Origin of the sequence: Muriicola jejuensis (assembly GCF_010671595.1) — a bacterium.
GTDB lineage: Bacteria > Bacteroidota > Bacteroidia > Flavobacteriales > Flavobacteriaceae > Muriicola > Muriicola jejuensis.
This window is the reverse complement of the sequence record NZ_JAABOP010000005.1, coordinates 120,565-140,316: the sequence shown is the minus strand read 5'-3', so window position 1 is coordinate 140,316 and position 19,752 is coordinate 120,565. Positions and strand designations below refer to the sequence as shown.

The following is a 19,752-nucleotide window of genomic DNA, read 5'->3' as shown; positions in this document are numbered from 1 at the left end:
ACAGAAATTGGATATGAGACGATCTAATTTATTGTTGTTGCTCGCCCTCTTTCTCGGGCTTGCTTTTCATGGTTCGGCCTTGTTCTTTACACTGGAGTCGACCTATGATGCGCTGATTCATCTGTTTTTTGCGGACCACTACGCCTCACAATGGTGGGAGCCCTGGGATTATCGCTGGTACACGGGTTTCACTGTAATGGGATATCCTCCCCTGGCGCATCAGATGATGGCGCTTTTTTCGTTTCTTGGAGGGCTTAAATTCGGCCTTTATTCAATCGCTCTGGCTGCGATCGTCTTGTTTATTACAGGGGTATACCGTTTTGGTCTTATGCTCACCGGGAACAGGAAGGTTGCTGGGTATACCGCCTTGTTGGCGGTGGTTTCTTCTACCTTTATCGAAACACTCCACCTCTTTGGACAACTCCCCAGTATTATAGGGATCTCCGTCTTATTGCACACTCTCCCCGAGATCTACGAATGGCTGAGGACCGGGAAAGTGATCAAACTGGTATTGGCCTATTCCCTCATAGCCGTAACCGTGACCTCCCACCATGTGACCCCCATATTCGGGATGGTTTTCTTTATTTTTCCCCTTATCGGAATGGCCGTAATGGATGATGCAAGGGACAGGGTACGTAATTTCCGGCAGATTACCTTTAAGGTGTTTTTGAATTCATTCCGCAGGCTGTTCTGGAGGATGGTGACTTTTGGCATGGGTTCCCTGGCCCTTATAGTCCTTTGCATACTTCCTTATTGGATCAATTCCAAAGAGAACCCAATAACACAGGTACCCATCCCACATGGGTCAAGGGATAATTTTTTGGAAGTGACCTCTTCTGGTCTGGTCTTCTTTTTGATACCCTGGGGGATTTTGCTTTTCCTCCTTCCCTATATCTTCTATAGGTTTTACAGCAAACGATATCTCTTCTTTGGCCTGTCATTTAGTATGCTTACCCTTTTGGGTACGGGTGGAACCACTCCTCTTCCCCGCCTGCTACTGGGAGAAACGGCCTTTAACATTCTCACCCTCGACCGGTTCACGCTCTGGGCAACCATCATGGCCCTACCCATTTTTGGAGAGTTCATGTGCCGTCTGGTGGAAGGAGATCTCAGGGATTGGCTCCAGAGTCGATTTGGTTCTGTATCTCACCGCCTTCTCGGCGGCTTTCTGGGTGGGGGTATTTTGTTTATGGTCGTGTTCTCGATGAGTTTGGGATATTTCAGGCCCTCCCAACCTCAGAAGATCAATATGTTGCCCATTGTCAATTTCCTCAATCAGGACATGCACAATCACTGGCGATACCTCACCCTTGGTTTTGGGGATCAAATGGCCTGGTTGTCTGCCCAGACCGCCGCCATGACAGTAGACGGGAATTATCACTCTGCCAGGAGACTGCCCGAACTTACGACCAAGGCCATAGAACGCCTTGAAAATTCAAAATTCAGGGGGGTAGAAGGGATAGGGTCCCTACAGCAATTCCTGTCGATCCCCGAAAAATACAATCTCAAATACATCTTCTCTAACGATAAATTCTACGATCCCATCCTCTATTTCTGTGGGTGGCAGCGTTTGCAGCAACTCGAAAATGGGATCATGGTCTGGGAAAGGTTGAATGTGCCTCCCTTGCCGGCGATCATCCCCAGGGATGACGTGCCCCGCTATCTCAAACTGATGTGGGGGATCATCCCCGTCCTGACCGTTCTGATCGCCTTTTTGCTGAACATACGCTTGATCTGGGCCAGGGTCCTTAAGCTCAAACCCCAGGAAGAACCTGCATATTTGCAATCCGGGGTTGAACTCAAAGGATTCAATCCCGCGATCATCAAACTGAACACGGCATGGGCGGTTCTCGTCTTGCTCTTGCTTTGCTACGGTGGATACAGTCTCTACCTGGTAAACAGTGCCCAAAGGTCACCAGAGAATGTGGTTAAAGCCTATTACGACGCCCTTGATTTCAAGGAGTTTGAACGGGCACATTCCTATCTCTCACCGACCAGGGGCGTATCCTTGGACCAGTACATGCTGGAAGTAGCTGTGACCGATGGCATCCTCAGCTCGTACGCCAAGCTCGATTCTATAGGTGTTGATCTGGTTTCTTCCTCCCCGAATACAGCCACAGCCAGGATCAGGTCGGTGTGGATCACCCCCTTGGAGACCATCAAGAAAACAGAGAGAAGGCAGGTGGTGAAAGAAGAGGGCAACTGGTACCTCGTCCCCGAGCCGCCAAAGAGGGATATTCCCTCCGATCAGCTCTTTACCTCAAATGTGACCCGCTATTACAACCACGGCAGAAGGAAGGTGACCACACAGCAAACCTATCACGAAGACGTGCTGGAACAGCCCCTGTTGGAGGTTCTCACTGCACGTCTGGTGAGGAACAAAGATCAATACGCCATAGTAGGGGAGATACAGAATATTGACCGGGTTCCTGCGGATGTAACCATCTCTGCCACACTCTACAATGAAATGGATATCCCCCTCTCTTCCTACAATGCCAAATATCACATTAAGCACAAGCTGATGCCCAAAGAGGTAACCTCTTTCAGGATCGATTTTGAAAAGATCTCCTGGAGGACAAAGGATGACATCATGCCGGCAACCTTTAATCCGGAACAGTTCGATCCGGTACAGCTAGAAGAAATGCCGGTAAAATTCAACCTCCAGTGTGCGGCAAATATTGCGACCACCGATCTCTATAAGGATGTAGCCCTTCAACAGCTCCAATTGAACCAGGAAACGATCCGTGGGGCCCTTTTCAACGCCGGGGTACAGGAAGTCACCATCCCCCAGATCCTGATCTCGTATTACGACACAAAGAAAGAACTGCTCTGGGTAGACCAGACCTTTGTTCAAGAAGGGATACGTGTACAACGCCTGCAATACTTTGATCACCCCTTTCCGGAATTAGAGGTGGTAGAGATCATTAGTAGGGATATGAAGAACTGTTTTGTCAACGGCCTTCCCAATAGTGAGATCTCTGAGAAAATGTTCCCGGATGGCAGAAAGGAAAAGGGAAAACCCTACCTGCAACCCGTTTCCCACAAGGAGTTCGACTACATTAAAATTGAAACGGATCATTTCATCGGCAACCCGAGATCATGAGGAAACTAACTTTCATATTGCTGTGTGTGTTTGCCTTTGGATGTTCTCGGCCTGTTGAAACAAACCAATCCCTGAGGCTGGTATCTCTAAACATCCCCGAGACGGCTGCAGCTGGAGGGGAAATGGCGTTCGAATTCCATATCTCAGGAGGGGGCATGCCGGTACTCCTGTTGAGAAATGCCCTCGGGCAGACTGTAATAGATGGAAAGAGAGATGCTGAAGAGGTCATCTTCCGTTTGCCTTCTTCTTTCAAGGAAAAATCAGGGCCCTGCCACTGGTCCTTGATCTACGGGGATTCAACCCTGGCGTCCGGGGTAGTCCACATCACTCCCTCGGAGATCGAGCCCCGGGTGGAGACCTATCTGGGTCCGGGAAATATTATGGCAGGAAGAACAGACCATACCATACTGGTGGCGGTGCCTTCGGATGTTTACGGCAATCCTTTGCCTGATGGAACCTCTCTCACCTTGCGCAAGCAGGTTGCAGGGGTTTTGGAATCCGAAGGCCTAAACACGAATTCCCTCTTCGCCTGGAAGCGTGTTTATTCGGAAGAGAGAGCTACGCGGGGTTTCCTTTCCGTCATTGCAGAGGGAAGTCATTCCAAAGAACTCACCTTCGATATTCACCCCGCTGCCCCCGTCGATTTCGAGATCAGTTACAGCAGGAACCACTCCTATGCCGATGGCAACCAGGTGATCACATTCTCTACCTCGGTCCTTAAGGACCCGTATAATAATACGGTTAGTGACGGCACCCTGGTTTCCTTCCTCATCACCAACTCGGGGGGAAAAATCCTCAGGGCCCAGGGAACAACGATCCATGGCATTGCAACGGCCAGGATGTTGCACCCGGACAGGGCTGATCAATGGATAGTGAGAGCCCTGGTCGAAGGTATAGCCACGAGCCCTGAGATCCAGGTAGAATTCCTCCCCGTTATGAGGTCCTTTTCAGTGAAATGGAACGCATCGACTTCCCATTTGGACGTGGGACCTGTAGAGAGTTTTCTCAAACAGTTTCAACCGGACGGGCTCCGCGTGATCCTGAAAGTCACTGATGAGCAGAACATCCCTGTAGCAGAGCTTTCCGGGGAGTTGTCTGTTGGATATGCCCGCTTTGATCTCGGGCAGCTTGGCCTGCCTTCCGGCAAGTATGGGGCAAGTGTGGAGATCGGGGGCATAACAAAAGAAATACCCTTTGAACTAAAGAATGAAGAACTGGAATAAGAATATATACAGGGTCCTCTTGTTGTTTTCCTTTATTGGGATCAACGCCGCCATCCTTTTTGGGATAGGTGCGGTTTGGGTTTATATGAATTCCGGTGCAGACAAGGCGTCCATCCTCCATCTTTCCGGTGAAACGGAGGATAATTACCTTCCGGACATCGAATGGATGGATTTGGAGAATCCGGGTAGGCCCATGGAACCCCAGACCCTGCAGGAAATCGAAAAGGACTATCTCCGTTCGTGGTATGTGCGAGCTATCGCTTTTGACTCCAATGACCCTTATGGCCTGGAGGATTACTATACAGACAGCCTGAGGCAAAAACTGGCTACTCTTCTGGAACTCAACAAAGCCAACGGGACCAGGGTGAGATTATCGACCATTTCCCATCGACCTACCCTCGAATTTTACAGTCTGGATGGCAAAATGGTCGTCTTTACAGACGAGGATGTAGCATGGTATAGTGAAGTTTGGCAGGGGGAGAAAAGGGTACAGTCCGCGGCCCTCACCTCTTCTTTCCGGGTAATGATGCTCCTTGAAGATGGCTTTTGGAGGGTGAGGCATTTTGAAGAAGTATTTAACAAGAGGGAGCAAGTCATTTTAGGAAATGACCAGATCCATTTCAAGGTAAACGAGGTAAAGGGCCTCAATTATTATCCTGCGAAAACACCGTGGAATACTTTTGGCGATGATTTTGACGGGGAGGTTATCCGTGAGGACTTCCGGAAGATCAAATCCATGGGGTTGAATACTATACGCATCTTTGTTCCCTATGAAGAATTTGGAGGCCCGAGGGTAGAAGAGGAGCGGCTCCAAAGGCTGGAAAGGCTGATGGACCATGCTGAGGGAGTTCAACTAAAGGTCCTGGTAACCTTGTTCGACTTTTATGGAAATTACGATCTGTTAGACTGGACCCGCACGCACAGGCATGCCGAAACCCTGGTGAAGGCTTTAAGGGATCATCCTGCACTACTGGGGTGGGATATCAAGAATGAGCCTGATCTCGACTTTGATGACAGGGGAAAGGAGGAGGTCCTAGCCTGGCTCAGGGAGATGATCAGGCAAATAAAGAAATATGATCCCGATCACCCGATAACCATTGGCTGGTCCTCTTTAGCGGCTGCTTCTAACCTGGTGGAAGAAGTAGACTATATCTCCTGTCATTTCTATGGGGATCCGGACAACTTCGTCCCTTCATATAAGGCGCTCTTGGAGAAAATAGGAAATAAAGAGGTTGTGATCAGCGAATTCGGGTTCTCATCCTACAGCGGTTTCTGGAATTTCTTCACAGGTTCTGAAGAATCACAGGCAGCCAATTACCAAATAATGGTTACCGCTTTAAAGGGTCAGGAATTGCCATTCCTTTCCTGGACTCTTTATGATTTTAATGAGATCCCGAAAAGCGTGGTGGGTCGTTACCCATGGCGGAAAGCACCTCAGCGCTTCTACGGTATCATAGATAGCAAAGGGCGGGAGAAAACGGCCTATGGTGTGATGGTTCAATCCATTCAAAAATGAAATGGGCGCCATTACGAGAATGACACCCACTTCTACTTAACCTAACCTTTGCGTTTAATACGGTTTCGGTTCCTCCTTCTTTAAGGCGGATTCCAGTGATAATTTTTCGTGCAGGTTCTTAAATCGGATCGCTTCAAAATAATCCGTGTACATCTGAGTGATCTCGGACATCGGCAGGGAGCAGGCAGCCTTGTAATTGGTCTTGCCTAGGGCTATTCTGTATGTATCATCTTCTAATATCCTTTGGATAGCGTGTGCCAGGGAAGCAGTGTTATTCGGTTCAAAGAACTCACCGGTATATCCTTCCTCTCTCACGAGAATTCCCAGGTCGCCCAGGTCGGGCAGGGCTACAGCCTTGCCATAGCTACCGGCCTGATGGAGAACACCTGAGCTTCCGGTAGTAGAAGTATAGGGGAAAACGGCAACGGCACTCTCCCCAAAGATGGTGGGGACATCCTCTTCGGCTACATACCCTGTAAATCGAAGTTGAGGTACATGGGCATAACGATTTGCCATTTCTTCCAGATATCCCGGTGTGTTCGGGCTGTCCGTACCTGCAATCACGATCTCTATGTCTTCAGAACTGCGCTTCCTGATCATTTCTACAGCATCAATGAGGACCTCTACGCGTTTGTAGGTCCCGAACTTACCAAATGCCATCACTTGCTTGGGCCCTTTGGGGAGGCTGTAATCCGGTTCAGGTGGGGTTTCGAAGGACCCATGGGGGATGAGGGCAATATTCCTTGCCTTGTATTTCTTTTCAAGGATAGTGACATACTTGCTGATAGTTACGGCCACCACGTCGGAGGCCAAAACGAATCGGGTGAGCATACTCCCGATGAAGTTGTAGACCTTTTGCAGTAATTTGTTCTGAGTGATCCCTGCATTCTCAAGGTCTACCTGTTCCATGATATTATGGATCAGGGAAATGGTTGGTATGCCCTGAATCTTACAAAAGAAAGGGGCCAGTAATCCCAGGGCAGCGGGTATCTTCTTATCTCCGAACTTCAGGAACTGAAGGTTGAACAGGACCGCATCCGGATTGGTCTGCCGGACCGCGTTTAGGATTCTGAACAGATTGAAGTAGTGGTTGAAATCCCAGGCCTCCATAACGGTGATCTTACAGCCGTCCTCTTCAAAGGACAGGTCTTTCTCATCTGTGGTCCGGTCAGTGATCAAAACGATCTCCGTTACCTCGTCCTGAAGGCGAAAGTGTTTTACCAAATGATAGCCATATTCAGTGAGCGTGACCTTGCTCGGGGGGTAGGCTGTTACAATTGCTAGTTTCATAGGTTAAGCTTTTAAAGGTTAAATACAGGGCAAATATCCCTCATAAAAGAGGGCTTTACGGGCGTTCAGGGTTGGGGGCTCCCGATCTGTAGACGAATGGAAAATCCCTGTCGGTAAAAGGTGATCCGGCATGAAAAGCCTTTCGGATAGCAGGTTGCTACAAACATATAATGGTTTTAGGCTTCTCTTTTTCTCAGAAAGAAAAAAAGCAACTGAGAAGCCAGCAGCATTAGCATGATACCGATCTGAACCTGAACTACTTGCTCAAGGGAGTTGTGAAACAAACCCACCGCGGCGATCTGGGAAAGACCCAATACTCCTGAAATGATCACAGGAAAGTAGCGGTCCAGGGATAAGAAATAATAGGTAAAGATATTGCCGACGGCAAAAAGCGATGTCGCCAGGGCATACTGCCATAAGAGGCCTGCCATAGACACATACGCCTCACCGAACATAAGCTGAATGATCAGTTCCGGAAAGAAGGAACAGGCGGTGATTATTGACAGCGAAAGCAGAATTACGTACCCCACGTACCTGAACAGTACGGGGGTGGTTGCCTCTCCGTTTTTCTCTTTCCGGACGACATCAGGCAATAGGAGCATTACAAACATCCATGCCACAAAGTACACTACCCTCCCTATCAGAGCCAGGGAAGCATATAAACCGGCGTCACCGGCTTCGAAATAGTGTTTTACCATCAACACATCGCTGTTGTTGATTATGATCTGGGTGATTTCATAACCCAGGGTCAGGAAGATAAATCGGTTTACCCGTTTTGCATACTGTTTGTTGAGCAGTGAGGGCCGGGCAAGGGAGATCCCTTTGAAATTAGAAGGTATCAAACCAAAAAGGAAGGAAAAAGCGATACCGAGGGCAACGGAGATTCCTGGATCCAACGGACTAAAAAGCACAAAGGCCAAGGTGATGAGCAATCTGCTCCACATTTCCGTCTGATATGTCATGGAGAGCGAATTGAAACTTTGCTTTCCCTGGTAAGTTCCCCGGTTGACACTCATTACAAAGTAAAGGGGGATAACAAAACCCAGGGCGACAAACATATAAGGGGAAGAAGTGTGAAACAGGGCCTGGAGCTCCTTGGCGAAATAAATCAGGATGGCCGCAACCCCGGTTCCCACGGCAATGGCCTGCTTATAGGTTCGATTTCTGAAACTCTCCCAGTCTGTGCCTGAGAAAATGACGGCGAATTTGGTGGTAGCCAGCTGAAAGGTCATCCCGAGGAAGGACAGGACGAGAAGCAGGGTCACCAGGAGGGCGGCATCGGCATAGGCCTCAGGCCCCAGCATCCTGCCCAACAACAGATTGTACAGGTAATTTCCCCCGTTGACCAGGAGTACACTGCCCATAAAGAGCTGTTCGGGGGTAACCTTTTTAAGGACTAGTTTAAATGCGGTCATGGCTGAGGATATAAGAGGTTTTTGTATTTCGCATCACCTGGTGAACGGCATCGTTTTGCTGTCCGATTATGGTGAGTACACCTTGAGAAGCTGCAGTGTTGTAATATGCGCTCTCCAGTGCTTTGGCACTGGCAGGGTCTATACTTTTGACGTGATCCAGGGATAGAACCAGGAATTCACTCCTTCTTTTGGTTTGTTCCAGGTAAGAGCTCAGACTGTTCATATTCTGGGCATTGAGGTGTCCCCACACTTCAATCATGTTGTTTTTTTCTTTGATCATTAAAGCCATCACATCAGAATTTAGGTTCAGTATTTTTTCAACTTTCGAAGCCAAAGATCTATCGGACAGGCGTTTTTTTTCGACCGGATCAGGTGGGTGGCAGATTGCTGTAGACGAATGGAAGATCTCGCACTTCCGGTGCGGGAGAGACCGTCGTACCTTTACATCACCAAAGAATAAGGAAGAAGGAAGAGTAACCTTCTAACTCAAAACTTAACCTATGAATGCTAAAAAATTTTTATTTCTCACCTTCCTCGGGTTCCAGCTCGCTACCGGCCAGCAATTGATGGACCAGGGCTTTAAACTTCTGGAATCCGGAGATTTTGATCAAGCCAGGAACTTCTTCGACGCCTATCTGCAGAACGATCCTACCAACAAAACAGCCCTGATCTGCTATGGCAGGGCAGTGGGGCTTAGCGGAGAGCCCGGGAAGGCCATCGCCCACTTTGGAGAACTCAAGCAACAGTATCCTGAAGACTTTGAGATCACTGTCAATTTAAATGAAGCTCATCTATGGGCCGGTGAGTTTGATACGGCAAGGCCGCTTTACGAGGACCTCGTGCGGTCAAACCCCAATTCTTTTGTTGCCCTCCTGGGGTACGCCAATACACTGAGTAACCTGAAGGAATATACCGGGGCCCTTGCATGGATCGAAAAGGCCATCGCCCTGGACACCGCCAGCATCAGTGCAAAGGTATCCAGGAAGTATATCAGGCTGGGATATGCAGACCGGTTGATCAAAGAGAAGAATTACGGTATGGCCGAGGATTTTTTGCAGGAAAATCTCCTCGACTTTCCGTCAGACAGGGAATCCCTGATCAGCCTGGCCAATATGTACCTGATCCAAAAGGAGATCGGGAAAGCGGAGGAGGCCTATTCTTCCCTGGCCACAACGAGATTGGATACCATCAGGGCTCTGAACGGCTTGTCACTGGCATCACACCTAGACCATCGAAACCGCCATGCCCTTACCCTCGCTACGGATGCCCTGAGAAAAGCGGAGGCGATTGATGACAAAACACTGAAGGAGCAAACCCGGGAACGTTTCGTACAGGCTCTGATCTGGAATTCCCAATACAGAAGAGCCGGGAAACAGATCGATAGCCTGGAGCAGGTTCTACCGCAACAGTTATGGGTCAAGGCCCTCAGGGCTACCCTCGGGATGTATACGGCAAAATTCAACGAGAGTTTAAATGAGTATGATGATATTCTGTGCATAGACAGCACTGCCTTCGATGGAAATCTGGGGAAGGCCAACGCCTTATTCGCTTCAGACAGGATTATACCTGCCTACAGGGCAGCCTTTACTACCCTCTCAGTCTATGAGGGACAGGTCGACGCCCAGGGACTGGTCGAAAAGATCAACGGCATGCATACTCCTGCAATAGAGGACAAAGCCTTCTTTTCCTTCGATAATGGGAATAATGTTGCATTCGGTAACCAGGTCAGTACTGATATCCCTTTCTCCACCAAATTCAGAACAACCCTTTCCTATTTGTACCGGAATACCGAGAACACAACTACCTCCAACAAGGCTCTTACGCATACTGTCCTGGCCGGAATAACCTACAAGCTTATGCCAAATACCAGGCTGAAGGCGGTCGCAGGTTTTAATGTGGCCAGTTTTACAGGCAGGCAATACACCCAACCGATCGTAGACCTTCGTTTTCAGTTAAAGTCCGGGCGTTTGCAGAACCTGGAAGTGGGATATCAGCGGGGAGTTCAGAATTTCAACGCCGACCTCATTGAACGCGAGATCGTGATGAATCATCTGGGTTTGAACTACAACCTCGGAACCACCTTTAACCTGGGATGGTATACCCAGGCCATGCATACACAGCAGACAGACGGGAATACCCGCAATCTCATCTTTAGCTCCCTGTATTACAACCTCACTAAGCTTCCAGCAGTAAAGTTGGGCATCAACTATCAGTATATCTCTTTTTCGGATCAATTCCCATCGATCTACTTCAGCCCGGAAAGCTACCAGGCCCTGGAGATATTCGGGGATGTCAGAGGTTCCTTTTCCGAAAAATCGTCCTATTATTTCAATGGTGCAGCCGGAACTCAGAGGGTAGAGGATGATGACCCTTCGGCTGTCTTCAGAGTGGAAGCCGGATTCAGGCAGCAATTCTCCAAAAGGCTGTGGATGGAGTTGTACGGCAAATACAGCAATATCGCATCAGCCACAGCTACGGGTTTTGAATTCACGGAATTGGGTGTCAAGATCAGGTGGAACCTAACAGAGCTTCCCCTGTACTACAAGAAACTCCTGGCTCAACTGAAGGACTAGAGGAGGTTAAGCCTTCTCATCAATTCCGGCCGATTGGACCGGCTGATGGGAATGACGTTTTTTTCGATCAGGACACTGTTGTCCTCAATGTCGATGATCTTAGTGAAATTAATGATATAGGAGCGATGGATCTGAAGGAAGAGCTCGGCAGGCAATTTTTCCTTGATCTTCTTCAGGGTATTGTGGACCCTGTAATCCTCCTTCGTGGTCTTCACATCGATGTAGTCCCCTTTTGCCTCAATGTACAGGATATCATCGAATTTGAGCTTGATGAGCCTGCGGTCTATATTGATATAGAGTTCGTCCCCTATGCCTGAAGTCCCAGAGTCTGGCTTCAGCGCTGGCTGGCTGGCCAGGGAGTTCTTCACCTTCTGTATGGATTTTGCAAATCGCTCAGGGGTGATCGGCTTTAGGAGGTAGTCTACAATGGCCTCGTATTCATAGGCTTCTATCGCAAAATTTGTGTCCGAGGTGGTCAGTACCACCTTAGGCGGATTTTTTAGGGTTTGTACAAAATCGATTCCGCTAAAACCGGGCATGTGTATATCCAGGAAAACAAGATCGATGTTCTGCTGGTTGAGGAATTTAATGGCTTCAATGGCGTTGGAAAATTCCTCTATGACATCAAGATCGGGGGTTTTTGTGCAGAGCTGGCCTACTATAGCCCTTGCTGCCGCTTCATCGTCGATAATAATACAAGTCATGGTCAAATGGTCTTTAGGTATGCATCTATGGTCTGGAGGATCTCTTCGAAAGCTCCTGACAGGCTCGACTTTCCTGCCAGCAGTTCTTCTTCGTATTGTACCGCTGTTCCGTATCCTTTCTCAAGTCCCAGGATGTTTAGTTTGTGTTTGAGCTTATGCACGATCATTGCAGTATCCTTAAATCGCTCCGAATGCAATGCATTGTAATACTCCTCCTTTTCAAGGGGGAATTCATCCTTCAAGATAGTGATAAATTTATCTTCAAAGGTCTTGTCCCCCCCTGCCAGTTGTTTTATATAGGTTAGATTGGGATGCTCCACAATTATTTTTTTATGGTAAAGTAAAAGGTAGTTCCCTTACCAACTTCACTTTCCAGCCACACTTCCCCCTGGTACAGGTCTACGATCTTTTTCACAATGGACAGCCCAATTCCCGTTGAACGTTCCTCATTGCCAATGGATTGGAAGATCTTAAAGATCTTTTCGTGATATTCCTCAGGGATACCCACCCCATTGTCCCGGACATAAAACTGCCAGAAACGATCTTTTTCTTCAACACCAATGGATACAATACCTTCTTTCTTATCGATATTGGTCACCGCGTTCCCGATCAGGTTCTGGAAGAGCTGGTGCATTTTTGTGGCGTCAGCCTCCAGGGTGGGCAGGGTATCCATGATAATGACATTCACGTGTTCCGGGATGTAAATGATCTCCCTGATATCGTTGACCACCGTATTGAGATCCACGGGTTTCCTCTCCAGGGTCTCGCTATTGATGCTGGAATATTTGAGAATACCATCGATGAGTTTGTCCATCCCTTCCACTTTTTCCTGCATCATCTGCAGGTTATAGACCCCGGCATCGTCGAGTTTGTCCTTGTAATCTTCCTGTAGCCAGGTCGCCAGGGCACTGATACTCCTCAGGGGAGATTTCAGATCGTGAGAAACGATGTGGGCATATTCCTGTAAACCCCGGTTGCTGGCCTCTAGCTCGACAAGGAGCTCTTCCTTTTGCAGTTCCAGGGTCTTCTGTGCGGTAATGTCCAAATGTATTCCTATGGATCCCACAACAGTGCCCGTTTCATCGTACCGGGGCGCCCCACTGATCAGCCAGTGTCTTGTTTCCCCATTCTTGTTTCTGATCTTCACCTGGTAGGAATCCGACTTTCCTTTTAATCGTTCTTTTCCCTTTTCAACGATGATGTTCTTTTCATCAACGTGTATGATCTCACTGGCTTTTTGGCCCATCAGCTCACCTTCAGAAAAGCCACTCATCGCGCAAAAGCTCTGATTGACCAACTGTATAACGTCGTCGTTGTCCACTTCGATCAGCCCGAGGTTCATATTAGCGATGATGCTCCAGTACTTCTCTTTCTGAGCTTCGATATTCTTTTTGTAATTCTTCCTTAGAGTCACGTCCTGGTAGGTCCAAAGGTGGCCTTTGTATTTCCCGTCGCTAAAAATGGGTATGTAATCCCTTTCAAGGATTCGCCCATCCTTCATTTCGAGTTCATCGGAAAGCACCAGTTTTTTGGATTTTAGGATCTTTTCTATCCTTTTTACAAAACCTTCTGGATCCGTAAAATGGTGCTTGCTCTCTTCTGCGGCGTTGGAGCAGTCGGCTCCTTTCAACTGATCAGGAGACACCGGTATGTGAAACAAGTCACAGAACATCTGGTTGGTCAGGGATATTTTTCTATCCTCGCTCTCCAAAAGGACACCTGTCTGCAGGTTGGAAATCAACGTTGACAAACGGTTCTGGGAGGCCCTGATCTGTTCTTCAGCCTCCATTTCCCCGGTGATATCTCGTATGATCCCCTGGGCGGCTATGGGTTTGCGGTTCTTGTCATAGATCATACTGCTGTTGACCTGCACAAATTTGAGGGATCCGTCTTTCAGGAAGATCTTGGCCCGGTAATTTTTCAAGGTGCCTATGCTGTAAAGTTGTTTCAAGGCATCCAAAGTGTATTTTTTATAATCTGGATGGACCAGTGTACTCAGGTTCAGGGGTTCATTGGGAAAATCATAACCCAGGAATTGCACAGCGGCTGAATTCATTCGGATCACATTAGTTTCAAGGTCCATGACCACATAAGGATCCACGATATTGACAAACACCCCTTCGAGTTCGGAAGTCTTCTCACTGAGCAGGTTTTCCAATCGTGCATTGGTTTCCTTGAGTTGGTGGGAGGTCTCGTAGAGTTCGCGAGATTTCTCTTCAAGGATCCTTTCGGCCTGCCGCCTTGCTTTTTTCTGGCGTTCCAGGGCCTTTTTCAGCAAGACGACCTCCTTGTTATCCATGCTGGACAATATCAAATTTTACCTGAGTCCCGTCCTCTTTGAGCAGTTCATGGGAGATATGAGCAGAGCTGTTAAAATGAATAAAGCATTTTTCCATAAGTCCCTGTGCGAGGCTGTATAAACCCCTTGAAGAGGCATAAATTATGGACAGGGAGGTGTCTGATTGTTCAACTATAGTGAAGGTGGGTAATTCGGCGTCTGGATATAGTTTCTTAACATGTACATGGATGTGGTCCTCAATAGACATGAGCAAGGCAATTGGTGAATTAAAGCTTTTGATGACTTCTGGATGGGCCTTTCCCAAGCTGTCGAACAGATAGAGTCCGAAAGTGTGGAGCAATTTGTTTGCAGGGATATCTACGTTCTCGCTCAATTGTGTGAGCAGGGATACCATTTCGTTAAAATCATAGGTTCCTACAGACGTGTAGACCCCCTCGGAGGGAAGAGTGGATTCCTCAATGATCTGTTCGGTAACCTCGAGGCCAAAGGTCTCTTCAACCATCTCCAGGAATTCGGTAAAAATAATGCCTTTCATAACTTAATCTAATGCCTCACAATGTAGGAAAATTAGCACCTGATGAAAAAAATATGTTGTGAAACCTCGATTTTTATGAGCCTTTGATCAGTTCATTCACCTCCCAGTATGCGATCAGTTTTTGGATCTTGTCTTCGTAATCCTCGTATTTAAGCGGTTTTATAATATAACCAGCAATCCCGATACGATAACATTCTAGAAGGTCTGCCCGGTTCTGTGATGTGGTGAGTATCACGGTAGGCAAATACCGGAGTTCCGCATCGTCCTTCAGAATTCGCAAAAATTCGATCCCGTTCATCCTGGGCATGTTCAGGTCGAGTAAGATGATATCGGGGAGCTTTTCGGGTCCGTTCAGGATATCCAGGGCTTCTTCCCCGTTCTTGGCCTGTATGATCTTGTGTTTGACGGGCCATTTCGAAATAGTCCTGTTGAGTTTCATGGACTCAATTGCATCATCTTCAATAAAGAGTATATTCATCGCTGTAAGGGTTAAGTAATTGTCTAAGATCCGGTTTTACAGGATTCCGCTTCGCGAAATGAAGACGAATGGAAAATAAGTGTAGACGAATGGAGGTTTACTTAAGATGAACCGGATACCGAGATCCACAAGAAACAAATAATGAGTTCTTTGCCTTTTATACTCTATAATACATTACTATATTTGCCGGGCGAATCAAGAGGTCGCGTAGCTCAGCTGGATAGAGCATCTGCCTTCTAAGCAGACGGTCACAGGTTCGAATCCTGTCGCGATCACGAATAAATCAAAAAAGCAAGCAAAATGAATAGCTTGCTTTTTTATTTTGCGGCTTTTTTGATTTTCAGCGCGCCTGTCCGCCCTTGGTGGAGAGCGCTGTCAGGATCAACGCAGTTAATCCCTAATGTACAGTGCGGCTTTTTTGATTTTCAGCGCGCCTGTCCGCCCTTGGTGGAGAGCGCTGTCAGGATCAACGCAGTTAATCCCTAATGTACAGTGCGGCTTTTTTGATTTTCAGCGCGCCTGTCCGCCTCTGGGGGAGAGCGCTGTCAGGATCAACGCAGTTAATCCCTAATGTACAGTGCGACTTTTTTGATTTTCAGCGCGCCTGTCCGCCTCTGGGGGAGAGCGCTGTCAGGATCAACGCAGTTAATCCTGAGATCCCTCTGAAGAAACTCCAAGCCATGCTTGCTTTTGTAAGGGTTTGAAGGAATAAAAAACAGCACGCCGAAGAGGGTGCAGGTTTAGTATTTGCAAAGGGGATCACAAAGGCTCAACGTAGTTAATCCTGCGATTCCTCAGAAGAAACTTCACTCCAAGCTTGCTTGTGCGAAGGAGCAGAAAATGAAAACCTCAGTGCTCATGGCCTTGGCGAGTTTGTACCTGCCTGCCGGCAGGTTTGCAAAGGGGATGGTTCTTAGGATCAACGCAATTAATCCTGTACCCCCAGAACCTATCGCTTGTTCAGGACCACAGGGAGTTCGTAAAGCTCCAGTTTGAAATAGGGCAGGGCGGAGAGGAGGTGGTCGAAAATGTCTGCCACGATGTATTCGTAGTTTTCCCATCGCTTGTCTTTGATAAAGGCGTAGATCTCCAGGGGGATACCCTGGGGGGTGGGCTCGAGCTGCCGAACCATCAACGACATTTTTTTGTTGATCACAGGCTGGCTCTCCAGGTAGGTGAGCACGTACTTTCGAAAAACCCCCAGATTAGTGAGGTTCCTGCCATTTATCGCCAGGGATTTATCTGCCTTATTCAAAGCATTGTGCGTGTCGATCTCACTGCTTCGGGTATCGAGGTATTTGGTGATCAACTGTATCCGTTTGAGTTCCTCAACGTCCTCCGTGCTGAGAAAACGGATGCTTTTCTGGCTGATGATCAGTGCCCGTTTGATTCTACGGCCGTCTGACATTTGCATCCCTCTCCAGTTCTTAAAGGAATCCGAGATCAGGGAGTAAGTGGGGATGGTGGTGATGGTACGGTCAAAATTCTGGACCTTTACCGTGGCCAGGGTGATCTCGATGATGTTCCCATCGGCCTCGTATTTCTCAAAGGTGATCCAGTCGCCTATGCGCACCATGTCGTTGATGCTCACCTGTATGCTGGCCACAAGCCCCAGGATGGAATCTTTGAAGATGAGGAGGACGATGGCCGAACCCGCGCCCAAGGCGGTAAAGAATTTCCAGATCTCCAGTTCGGTGATTACGAAAATAATAGCAAGGATGCCCACGATCCAGGCCAGGATCATAAAGACCTGGATAAAACTGTCAATGGGCTTGTCCTTGAACCGGGCCTTGGTCTTGAGGTAATCCCGGACAGCCCTTAAAAAGGCCCTGGCTGTAAAGATAGTCAGGACCACGATCAGGATCTTCAGTATTTTTTCAGCTATCCAACCCCCAAGTTCAAAGTCGACGAACGCTATTGGCATCAATTCAAAAAGGACCACCAGGGGGAGGATATGGGCGATGTATAGGGGTACCCGGTTGAGCACCAGGAAATTGTCAAAATTCGTCCTGGTCCGCTTGGCCAGTACCACCGTCACCCAACGCAGCACTTTCCAGATCGTGAAATCGAGTGCCCATACAAAGAGCACTGAGGCTATCAGCAGAATGAACAGGTTGAGATAAGAAGAAAGGGTCTCGCTGAGTCCGGCTTCAATGAGGAAATCATATACTATGCGGGAAAGATTTTTTGCCAGGTTTAACATTACAGGACCATTCTAAGAGAAAGCAGAGCAAAGATAAAGACTAGGGCGCACATAAGTGAGTATCAGCTGGAGAAGTAATCCAAAAATACGGATACCTCCAAAAAGATCAACGGACCCCCAGGGCCCTTTGCATTCCATACTTGATTTATTTCGATAAGGGCCTATTTTACCATGGAAAAAGGCTGAACAGGGAGTCGAGGCCTTTTCTAATGCATCCTGCCCATCCCGTAGAACTCCTTCGCCCAGGCCACCAACTGGTTTTCCGTCATGCTGTCTGTGGTCTCGACCGCTTCTACTTTTTCAGCCACAGCAGGGTCATTCTCCGACAGGAATTTATGGAACGTCAGCTTGGTCTCACCCGGGCCAAAGATACAGATCCTGTCAGCCCTGCCCAACAGCCTTGCCAATTCCGCGAAATACGCCTTGAGCTGGTGCTTTTCCCTTTCCAGATACCGACTGTCCTGTACAACCTGCTGAGGTCCCCAGCGGGTCTTGGAGCGGGAACCGCCCTTTACGTTGTAGAATTCCACTTCGGATTCTACGGTCCTGAACTCTACCTTCTCATCGACAAGGGTGATGAGGTGAGCTTTGGCCTTGTCTACCCATATTCCTGTCTTTTTCATGGTCCCTGGTTTTAAAGGTTCAACTATACAGTGCAATATGTACTGAACTATCAATTTAAAGGTATACAGGGTCAATTCCAATGATTTTTATCAGTCAGACCTCCGGAAATCGATTTTATTTAATTACCAGCATCGCCCTGTTCATGGTAAGTTTCGTTTAAAACATAAATAATGATAATGCAAGTGATAAAAAACATAAATAAAAATTTATGGAATTTATCTTCCATCTTTGCACCCGAAATGAAACACCGTGAAGAAAGCAGGGCTGAGTACAAGAAGAAATTACCCTGTCGCAATCAATGAATCAATTCTCAAACTATGAATAAACTCAAACATCAAGAACGATTAGCCGGTGACGGCATCCAGCGTCAGACAAACTCTGCCGCCATACCCAAAGGGATCACCGCTTTCTTTTGGGTATTTTTTTTGAGCAGCCTTGCTGGCCTGGTGTACTTTTACTCAGGGGCCCCTCAATGGAATTACAATACCCTTTTCCGGGTCAATGGATTCACTGCTCTGATCTGCGCTACCGTTGCATTTTTTAGCGCGATCGTAGGGACGTACAGCCTAAGGTATCTCAAAGGATTCCGCTACCACAACCGCTTTATGTTCCTTTGTCTGGGCTTTACCCTGTCTGTAACCGCCCTGGTTCTGTCGGAACATCTCCTGGTGTTTGTCCTGAGCTGGACGGCCATGGGGCTTTTTATGGCCCGCCTCATTGGCGTGAACCGCAGCTGGGGTGAAGCCAGGGAGGCCCTTAAATTTACACAGCGCTACTTCCTGTCGGGTTCGGCCCTGCTCGGTTTAGGGATCGCTCTGCTCGCTTATCAAAGCGGTCAGAATACCGTAAGCGGGCTCATGAATGCACTCGTTGATTTGCCCATGTGGACCCTCGTCCTATCAGGCCTCCTGGTGATCGTGGCGGCCATGATACAATCGGCCATTTATCCCTTCCATCGCTGGCTGCTGTCTTCCATGACAGCTCCAACACCGGCTTCAGCCCTTATGCACGCGGGCTTTGTGAATGGATCAGGCATCCTGCTGGCCCTTTTTTCGACCCTGATCTTCGCCTCTCATACGCTCGACCTGCTCTTTGTGATCGGTGGACTGACCGCAGTCATCGCCCAGTTCACAAAGCTGCTACAGGTGAACGTCAAACAAAAACTGGCCTGTTCTACCATCGCTCAGATGGGCTTTATGATCATGCAATGTGGCCTTGGCTTCTTTAATGCCGCAGTGGCCCACCTCATCCTGCACGGGTTTTACAAGGCCTACCTCTTCCTGTCCTCAGGGGAAGAAATTACCTATTCCGTTCCCCAATCTCCACCAAATATCCGGATCAAACCTATACAGGCTATTGCGGTCCTTATATTCGGGACGCTTGGAGCCGGTCTCTTTATCTTCCTCACCGGAAAAGGCACCCAGGCAGACAGCAGTATTTTCCTGACCCTGATCGTGGCAATAGCCGTAGGTCAGATCACTTACAACATCGTGAAACAACAGATTTTAACCGGGGTGCAGAAGATCCTCCTACCATCCATCCTGTTTGTATCTGGGATCGGGCTGTACGCCCTGCTCTACAACGGGGTTACCCAACTGATGTCTGACCTGCCGCTGGTGGCTGTTCCCACTCCATTAACAGCACTGGAGATCGGTTTCGGGCTCGTATTCCTGATAGGGTTTTTTATCATGAAATTGGGAATTTACCGACAGGTACCCTGGTTGTATGTAAAACTGCTCAACCTGTCTCAACCGTTTAAAAAATCAATTTTAACCTATAAATCCTAAAC

General features: G+C 48.1%; 15 protein-coding genes and 1 tRNA gene. 6 read left to right on the top strand and 10 right to left on the bottom strand.

The window, feature by feature from the left end:
- Positions 1 to 13 precede the first annotated feature (13 nt).
- The 3 genes from GWK09_RS13820 to GWK09_RS13810 are packed head-to-tail and all read left to right on the top strand — an operon-like array spanning position 14 to position 5,842.
- Positions 14 to 3,103 carry a hypothetical protein gene (locus GWK09_RS13820; RefSeq protein ID WP_163694056.1) on the top strand — a complete coding sequence of 1,030 codons (3,090 nt, stop codon included), beginning with the start codon at positions 14 to 16 and terminating at the stop codon, positions 3,101 to 3,103.
- Positions 3,100 to 4,326: a hypothetical protein gene (locus GWK09_RS13815; RefSeq protein WP_163694055.1), complete on the top strand. Its 1,227-nt coding sequence runs from the start codon at positions 3,100 to 3,102 to the stop codon at positions 4,324 to 4,326. Before GWK09_RS13820 ends, GWK09_RS13815 begins: the two co-directional genes overlap by 4 nt.
- On the top strand, positions 4,310 to 5,842 hold the full coding sequence (locus GWK09_RS13810) for a cellulase family glycosylhydrolase (RefSeq protein WP_163694054.1): 1,533 nt from the start codon (positions 4,310 to 4,312) through the stop codon (positions 5,840 to 5,842). The genes GWK09_RS13815 and GWK09_RS13810 overlap by 17 nt, the downstream gene beginning before the upstream one ends.
- Positions 5,843 to 5,896: 54 nt before the next feature.
- Here GWK09_RS13810 and GWK09_RS13805 read toward each other — a convergent pair whose 3' ends face one another.
- The 3 genes from GWK09_RS13805 to GWK09_RS13795 form a co-directional block, all read right to left on the bottom strand.
- Entirely contained in the window at positions 5,897 to 7,132 is a 1,236-nt protein-coding gene (locus GWK09_RS13805) for a glycosyltransferase (protein WP_163694053.1), read from the bottom strand.
- Positions 7,133 to 7,308: 176 nt separating this feature from the next.
- Positions 7,309 to 8,547, bottom strand: coding sequence for an MATE family efflux transporter (locus GWK09_RS13800; protein WP_163694052.1), 1,239 nt, complete (start codon positions 8,545 to 8,547; stop codon positions 7,309 to 7,311).
- Positions 8,534 to 8,806: an STAS domain-containing protein gene (locus tag GWK09_RS13795; RefSeq protein ID WP_163694051.1), complete on the bottom strand. Its 273-nt coding sequence runs from the start codon at positions 8,804 to 8,806 to the stop codon at positions 8,534 to 8,536. The genes GWK09_RS13800 and GWK09_RS13795 overlap by 14 nt, the downstream gene beginning before the upstream one ends.
- A gap of 241 nt (positions 8,807 to 9,047) precedes the next feature.
- Here GWK09_RS13795 and GWK09_RS13790 point away from each other — a divergent pair, with 241 nt between their 5' ends.
- On the top strand, positions 9,048 to 11,120 hold the full coding sequence (locus GWK09_RS13790; RefSeq protein WP_163694050.1) for a tetratricopeptide repeat protein: 2,073 nt from the start codon (positions 9,048 to 9,050) through the stop codon (positions 11,118 to 11,120).
- Here the strand turns inward: GWK09_RS13790 and GWK09_RS13785 are convergent.
- From GWK09_RS13785 to GWK09_RS13765, 5 genes are all read right to left on the bottom strand, one after another.
- A complete protein-coding gene (locus GWK09_RS13785) occupies positions 11,117 to 11,824 on the bottom strand; it encodes a LytR/AlgR family response regulator transcription factor (protein WP_163694049.1) in 708 nt (235 codons plus the stop codon). The genes GWK09_RS13790 and GWK09_RS13785 overlap by 4 nt on opposite strands.
- A gap of 2 nt (positions 11,825 to 11,826) precedes the next feature.
- Positions 11,827 to 12,144 (bottom strand): Hpt domain-containing protein, encoded by a 318-nt coding sequence (locus GWK09_RS13780; RefSeq protein ID WP_163694048.1) that lies wholly within the window; start codon positions 12,142 to 12,144, stop codon positions 11,827 to 11,829.
- A gap of 2 nt (positions 12,145 to 12,146) precedes the next feature.
- Positions 12,147 to 14,123: a PAS domain-containing sensor histidine kinase gene (locus tag GWK09_RS13775; RefSeq protein ID WP_163694047.1), complete on the bottom strand. Its 1,977-nt coding sequence runs from the start codon at positions 14,121 to 14,123 to the stop codon at positions 12,147 to 12,149.
- Complete coding sequence (locus GWK09_RS13770; RefSeq protein WP_163694046.1) at positions 14,116 to 14,658, bottom strand: heme NO-binding domain-containing protein; 543 nt, start codon at positions 14,656 to 14,658, stop codon at positions 14,116 to 14,118. The genes GWK09_RS13775 and GWK09_RS13770 overlap by 8 nt, the downstream gene beginning before the upstream one ends.
- Positions 14,659 to 14,731: 73 nt before the next feature.
- On the bottom strand, positions 14,732 to 15,136 hold the full coding sequence (locus tag GWK09_RS13765; protein WP_163694045.1) for a response regulator: 405 nt from the start codon (positions 15,134 to 15,136) through the stop codon (positions 14,732 to 14,734).
- Between the two features lie 201 nt (positions 15,137 to 15,337).
- Between GWK09_RS13765 and GWK09_RS13760 the strand changes: the two genes are divergently transcribed.
- Positions 15,338 to 15,411, top strand: a tRNA-Arg gene (locus GWK09_RS13760).
- A gap of 674 nt (positions 15,412 to 16,085) precedes the next feature.
- On the opposite strand, the gene GWK09_RS13755 is transcribed toward GWK09_RS13760, so the two are convergent.
- Positions 16,086 to 17,339: a mechanosensitive ion channel family protein gene (locus tag GWK09_RS13755; protein ID WP_163694044.1), complete on the bottom strand. Its 1,254-nt coding sequence runs from the start codon at positions 17,337 to 17,339 to the stop codon at positions 16,086 to 16,088.
- Between the two features lie 206 nt (positions 17,340 to 17,545).
- A complete protein-coding gene (locus GWK09_RS13750; RefSeq protein ID WP_163694043.1) occupies positions 17,546 to 17,962 on the bottom strand; it encodes a hypothetical protein in 417 nt (138 codons plus the stop codon).
- A gap of 318 nt (positions 17,963 to 18,280) precedes the next feature.
- On the opposite strand from GWK09_RS13750, the gene GWK09_RS13745 reads away from it, so the two are divergent.
- Positions 18,281 to 19,750, top strand: coding sequence for a proton-conducting transporter transmembrane domain-containing protein (locus tag GWK09_RS13745; protein ID WP_163694042.1), 1,470 nt, complete (start codon positions 18,281 to 18,283; stop codon positions 19,748 to 19,750).
- The last annotated feature ends 2 nt before the right edge of the window (positions 19,751 to 19,752 follow it).

Coding starts and splice junctions, on each gene's coding strand:
- GWK09_RS13775 (WP_163694047.1), bottom strand. CDS start 14,123: ATGGATAACAAGGAGGTCGTCTTGCTGAAAAAGGCCCTGGAACGCCAG.
- GWK09_RS13785 (WP_163694049.1), bottom strand. CDS start 11,824: ATGACTTGTATTATTATCGACGATGAAGCGGCAGCAAGGGCTATAGTA.
- GWK09_RS13770 (WP_163694046.1), bottom strand. CDS start 14,658: ATGAAAGGCATTATTTTTACCGAATTCCTGGAGATGGTTGAAGAGACC.
- GWK09_RS13805 (WP_163694053.1), bottom strand. CDS start 7,132: ATGAAACTAGCAATTGTAACAGCCTACCCCCCGAGCAAGGTCACGCTC.
- GWK09_RS13820 (WP_163694056.1), top strand. CDS start 14: ATGAGACGATCTAATTTATTGTTGTTGCTCGCCCTCTTTCTCGGGCTT.
- GWK09_RS13810 (WP_163694054.1), top strand. CDS start 4,310: ATGAAGAACTGGAATAAGAATATATACAGGGTCCTCTTGTTGTTTTCC.
- GWK09_RS13745 (WP_163694042.1), top strand. CDS start 18,281: ATGAATAAACTCAAACATCAAGAACGATTAGCCGGTGACGGCATCCAG.
- GWK09_RS13755 (WP_163694044.1), bottom strand. CDS start 17,339: ATGTTAAACCTGGCAAAAAATCTTTCCCGCATAGTATATGATTTCCTC.
- GWK09_RS13790 (WP_163694050.1), top strand. CDS start 9,048: ATGAATGCTAAAAAATTTTTATTTCTCACCTTCCTCGGGTTCCAGCTC.
- GWK09_RS13750 (WP_163694043.1), bottom strand. CDS start 17,962: ATGAAAAAGACAGGAATATGGGTAGACAAGGCCAAAGCTCACCTCATC.
- GWK09_RS13800 (WP_163694052.1), bottom strand. CDS start 8,547: ATGACCGCATTTAAACTAGTCCTTAAAAAGGTTACCCCCGAACAGCTC.
- GWK09_RS13765 (WP_163694045.1), bottom strand. CDS start 15,136: ATGAATATACTCTTTATTGAAGATGATGCAATTGAGTCCATGAAACTC.
- GWK09_RS13815 (WP_163694055.1), top strand. CDS start 3,100: ATGAGGAAACTAACTTTCATATTGCTGTGTGTGTTTGCCTTTGGATGT.
- GWK09_RS13795 (WP_163694051.1), bottom strand. CDS start 8,806: ATGATTGAAGTGTGGGGACACCTCAATGCCCAGAATATGAACAGTCTG.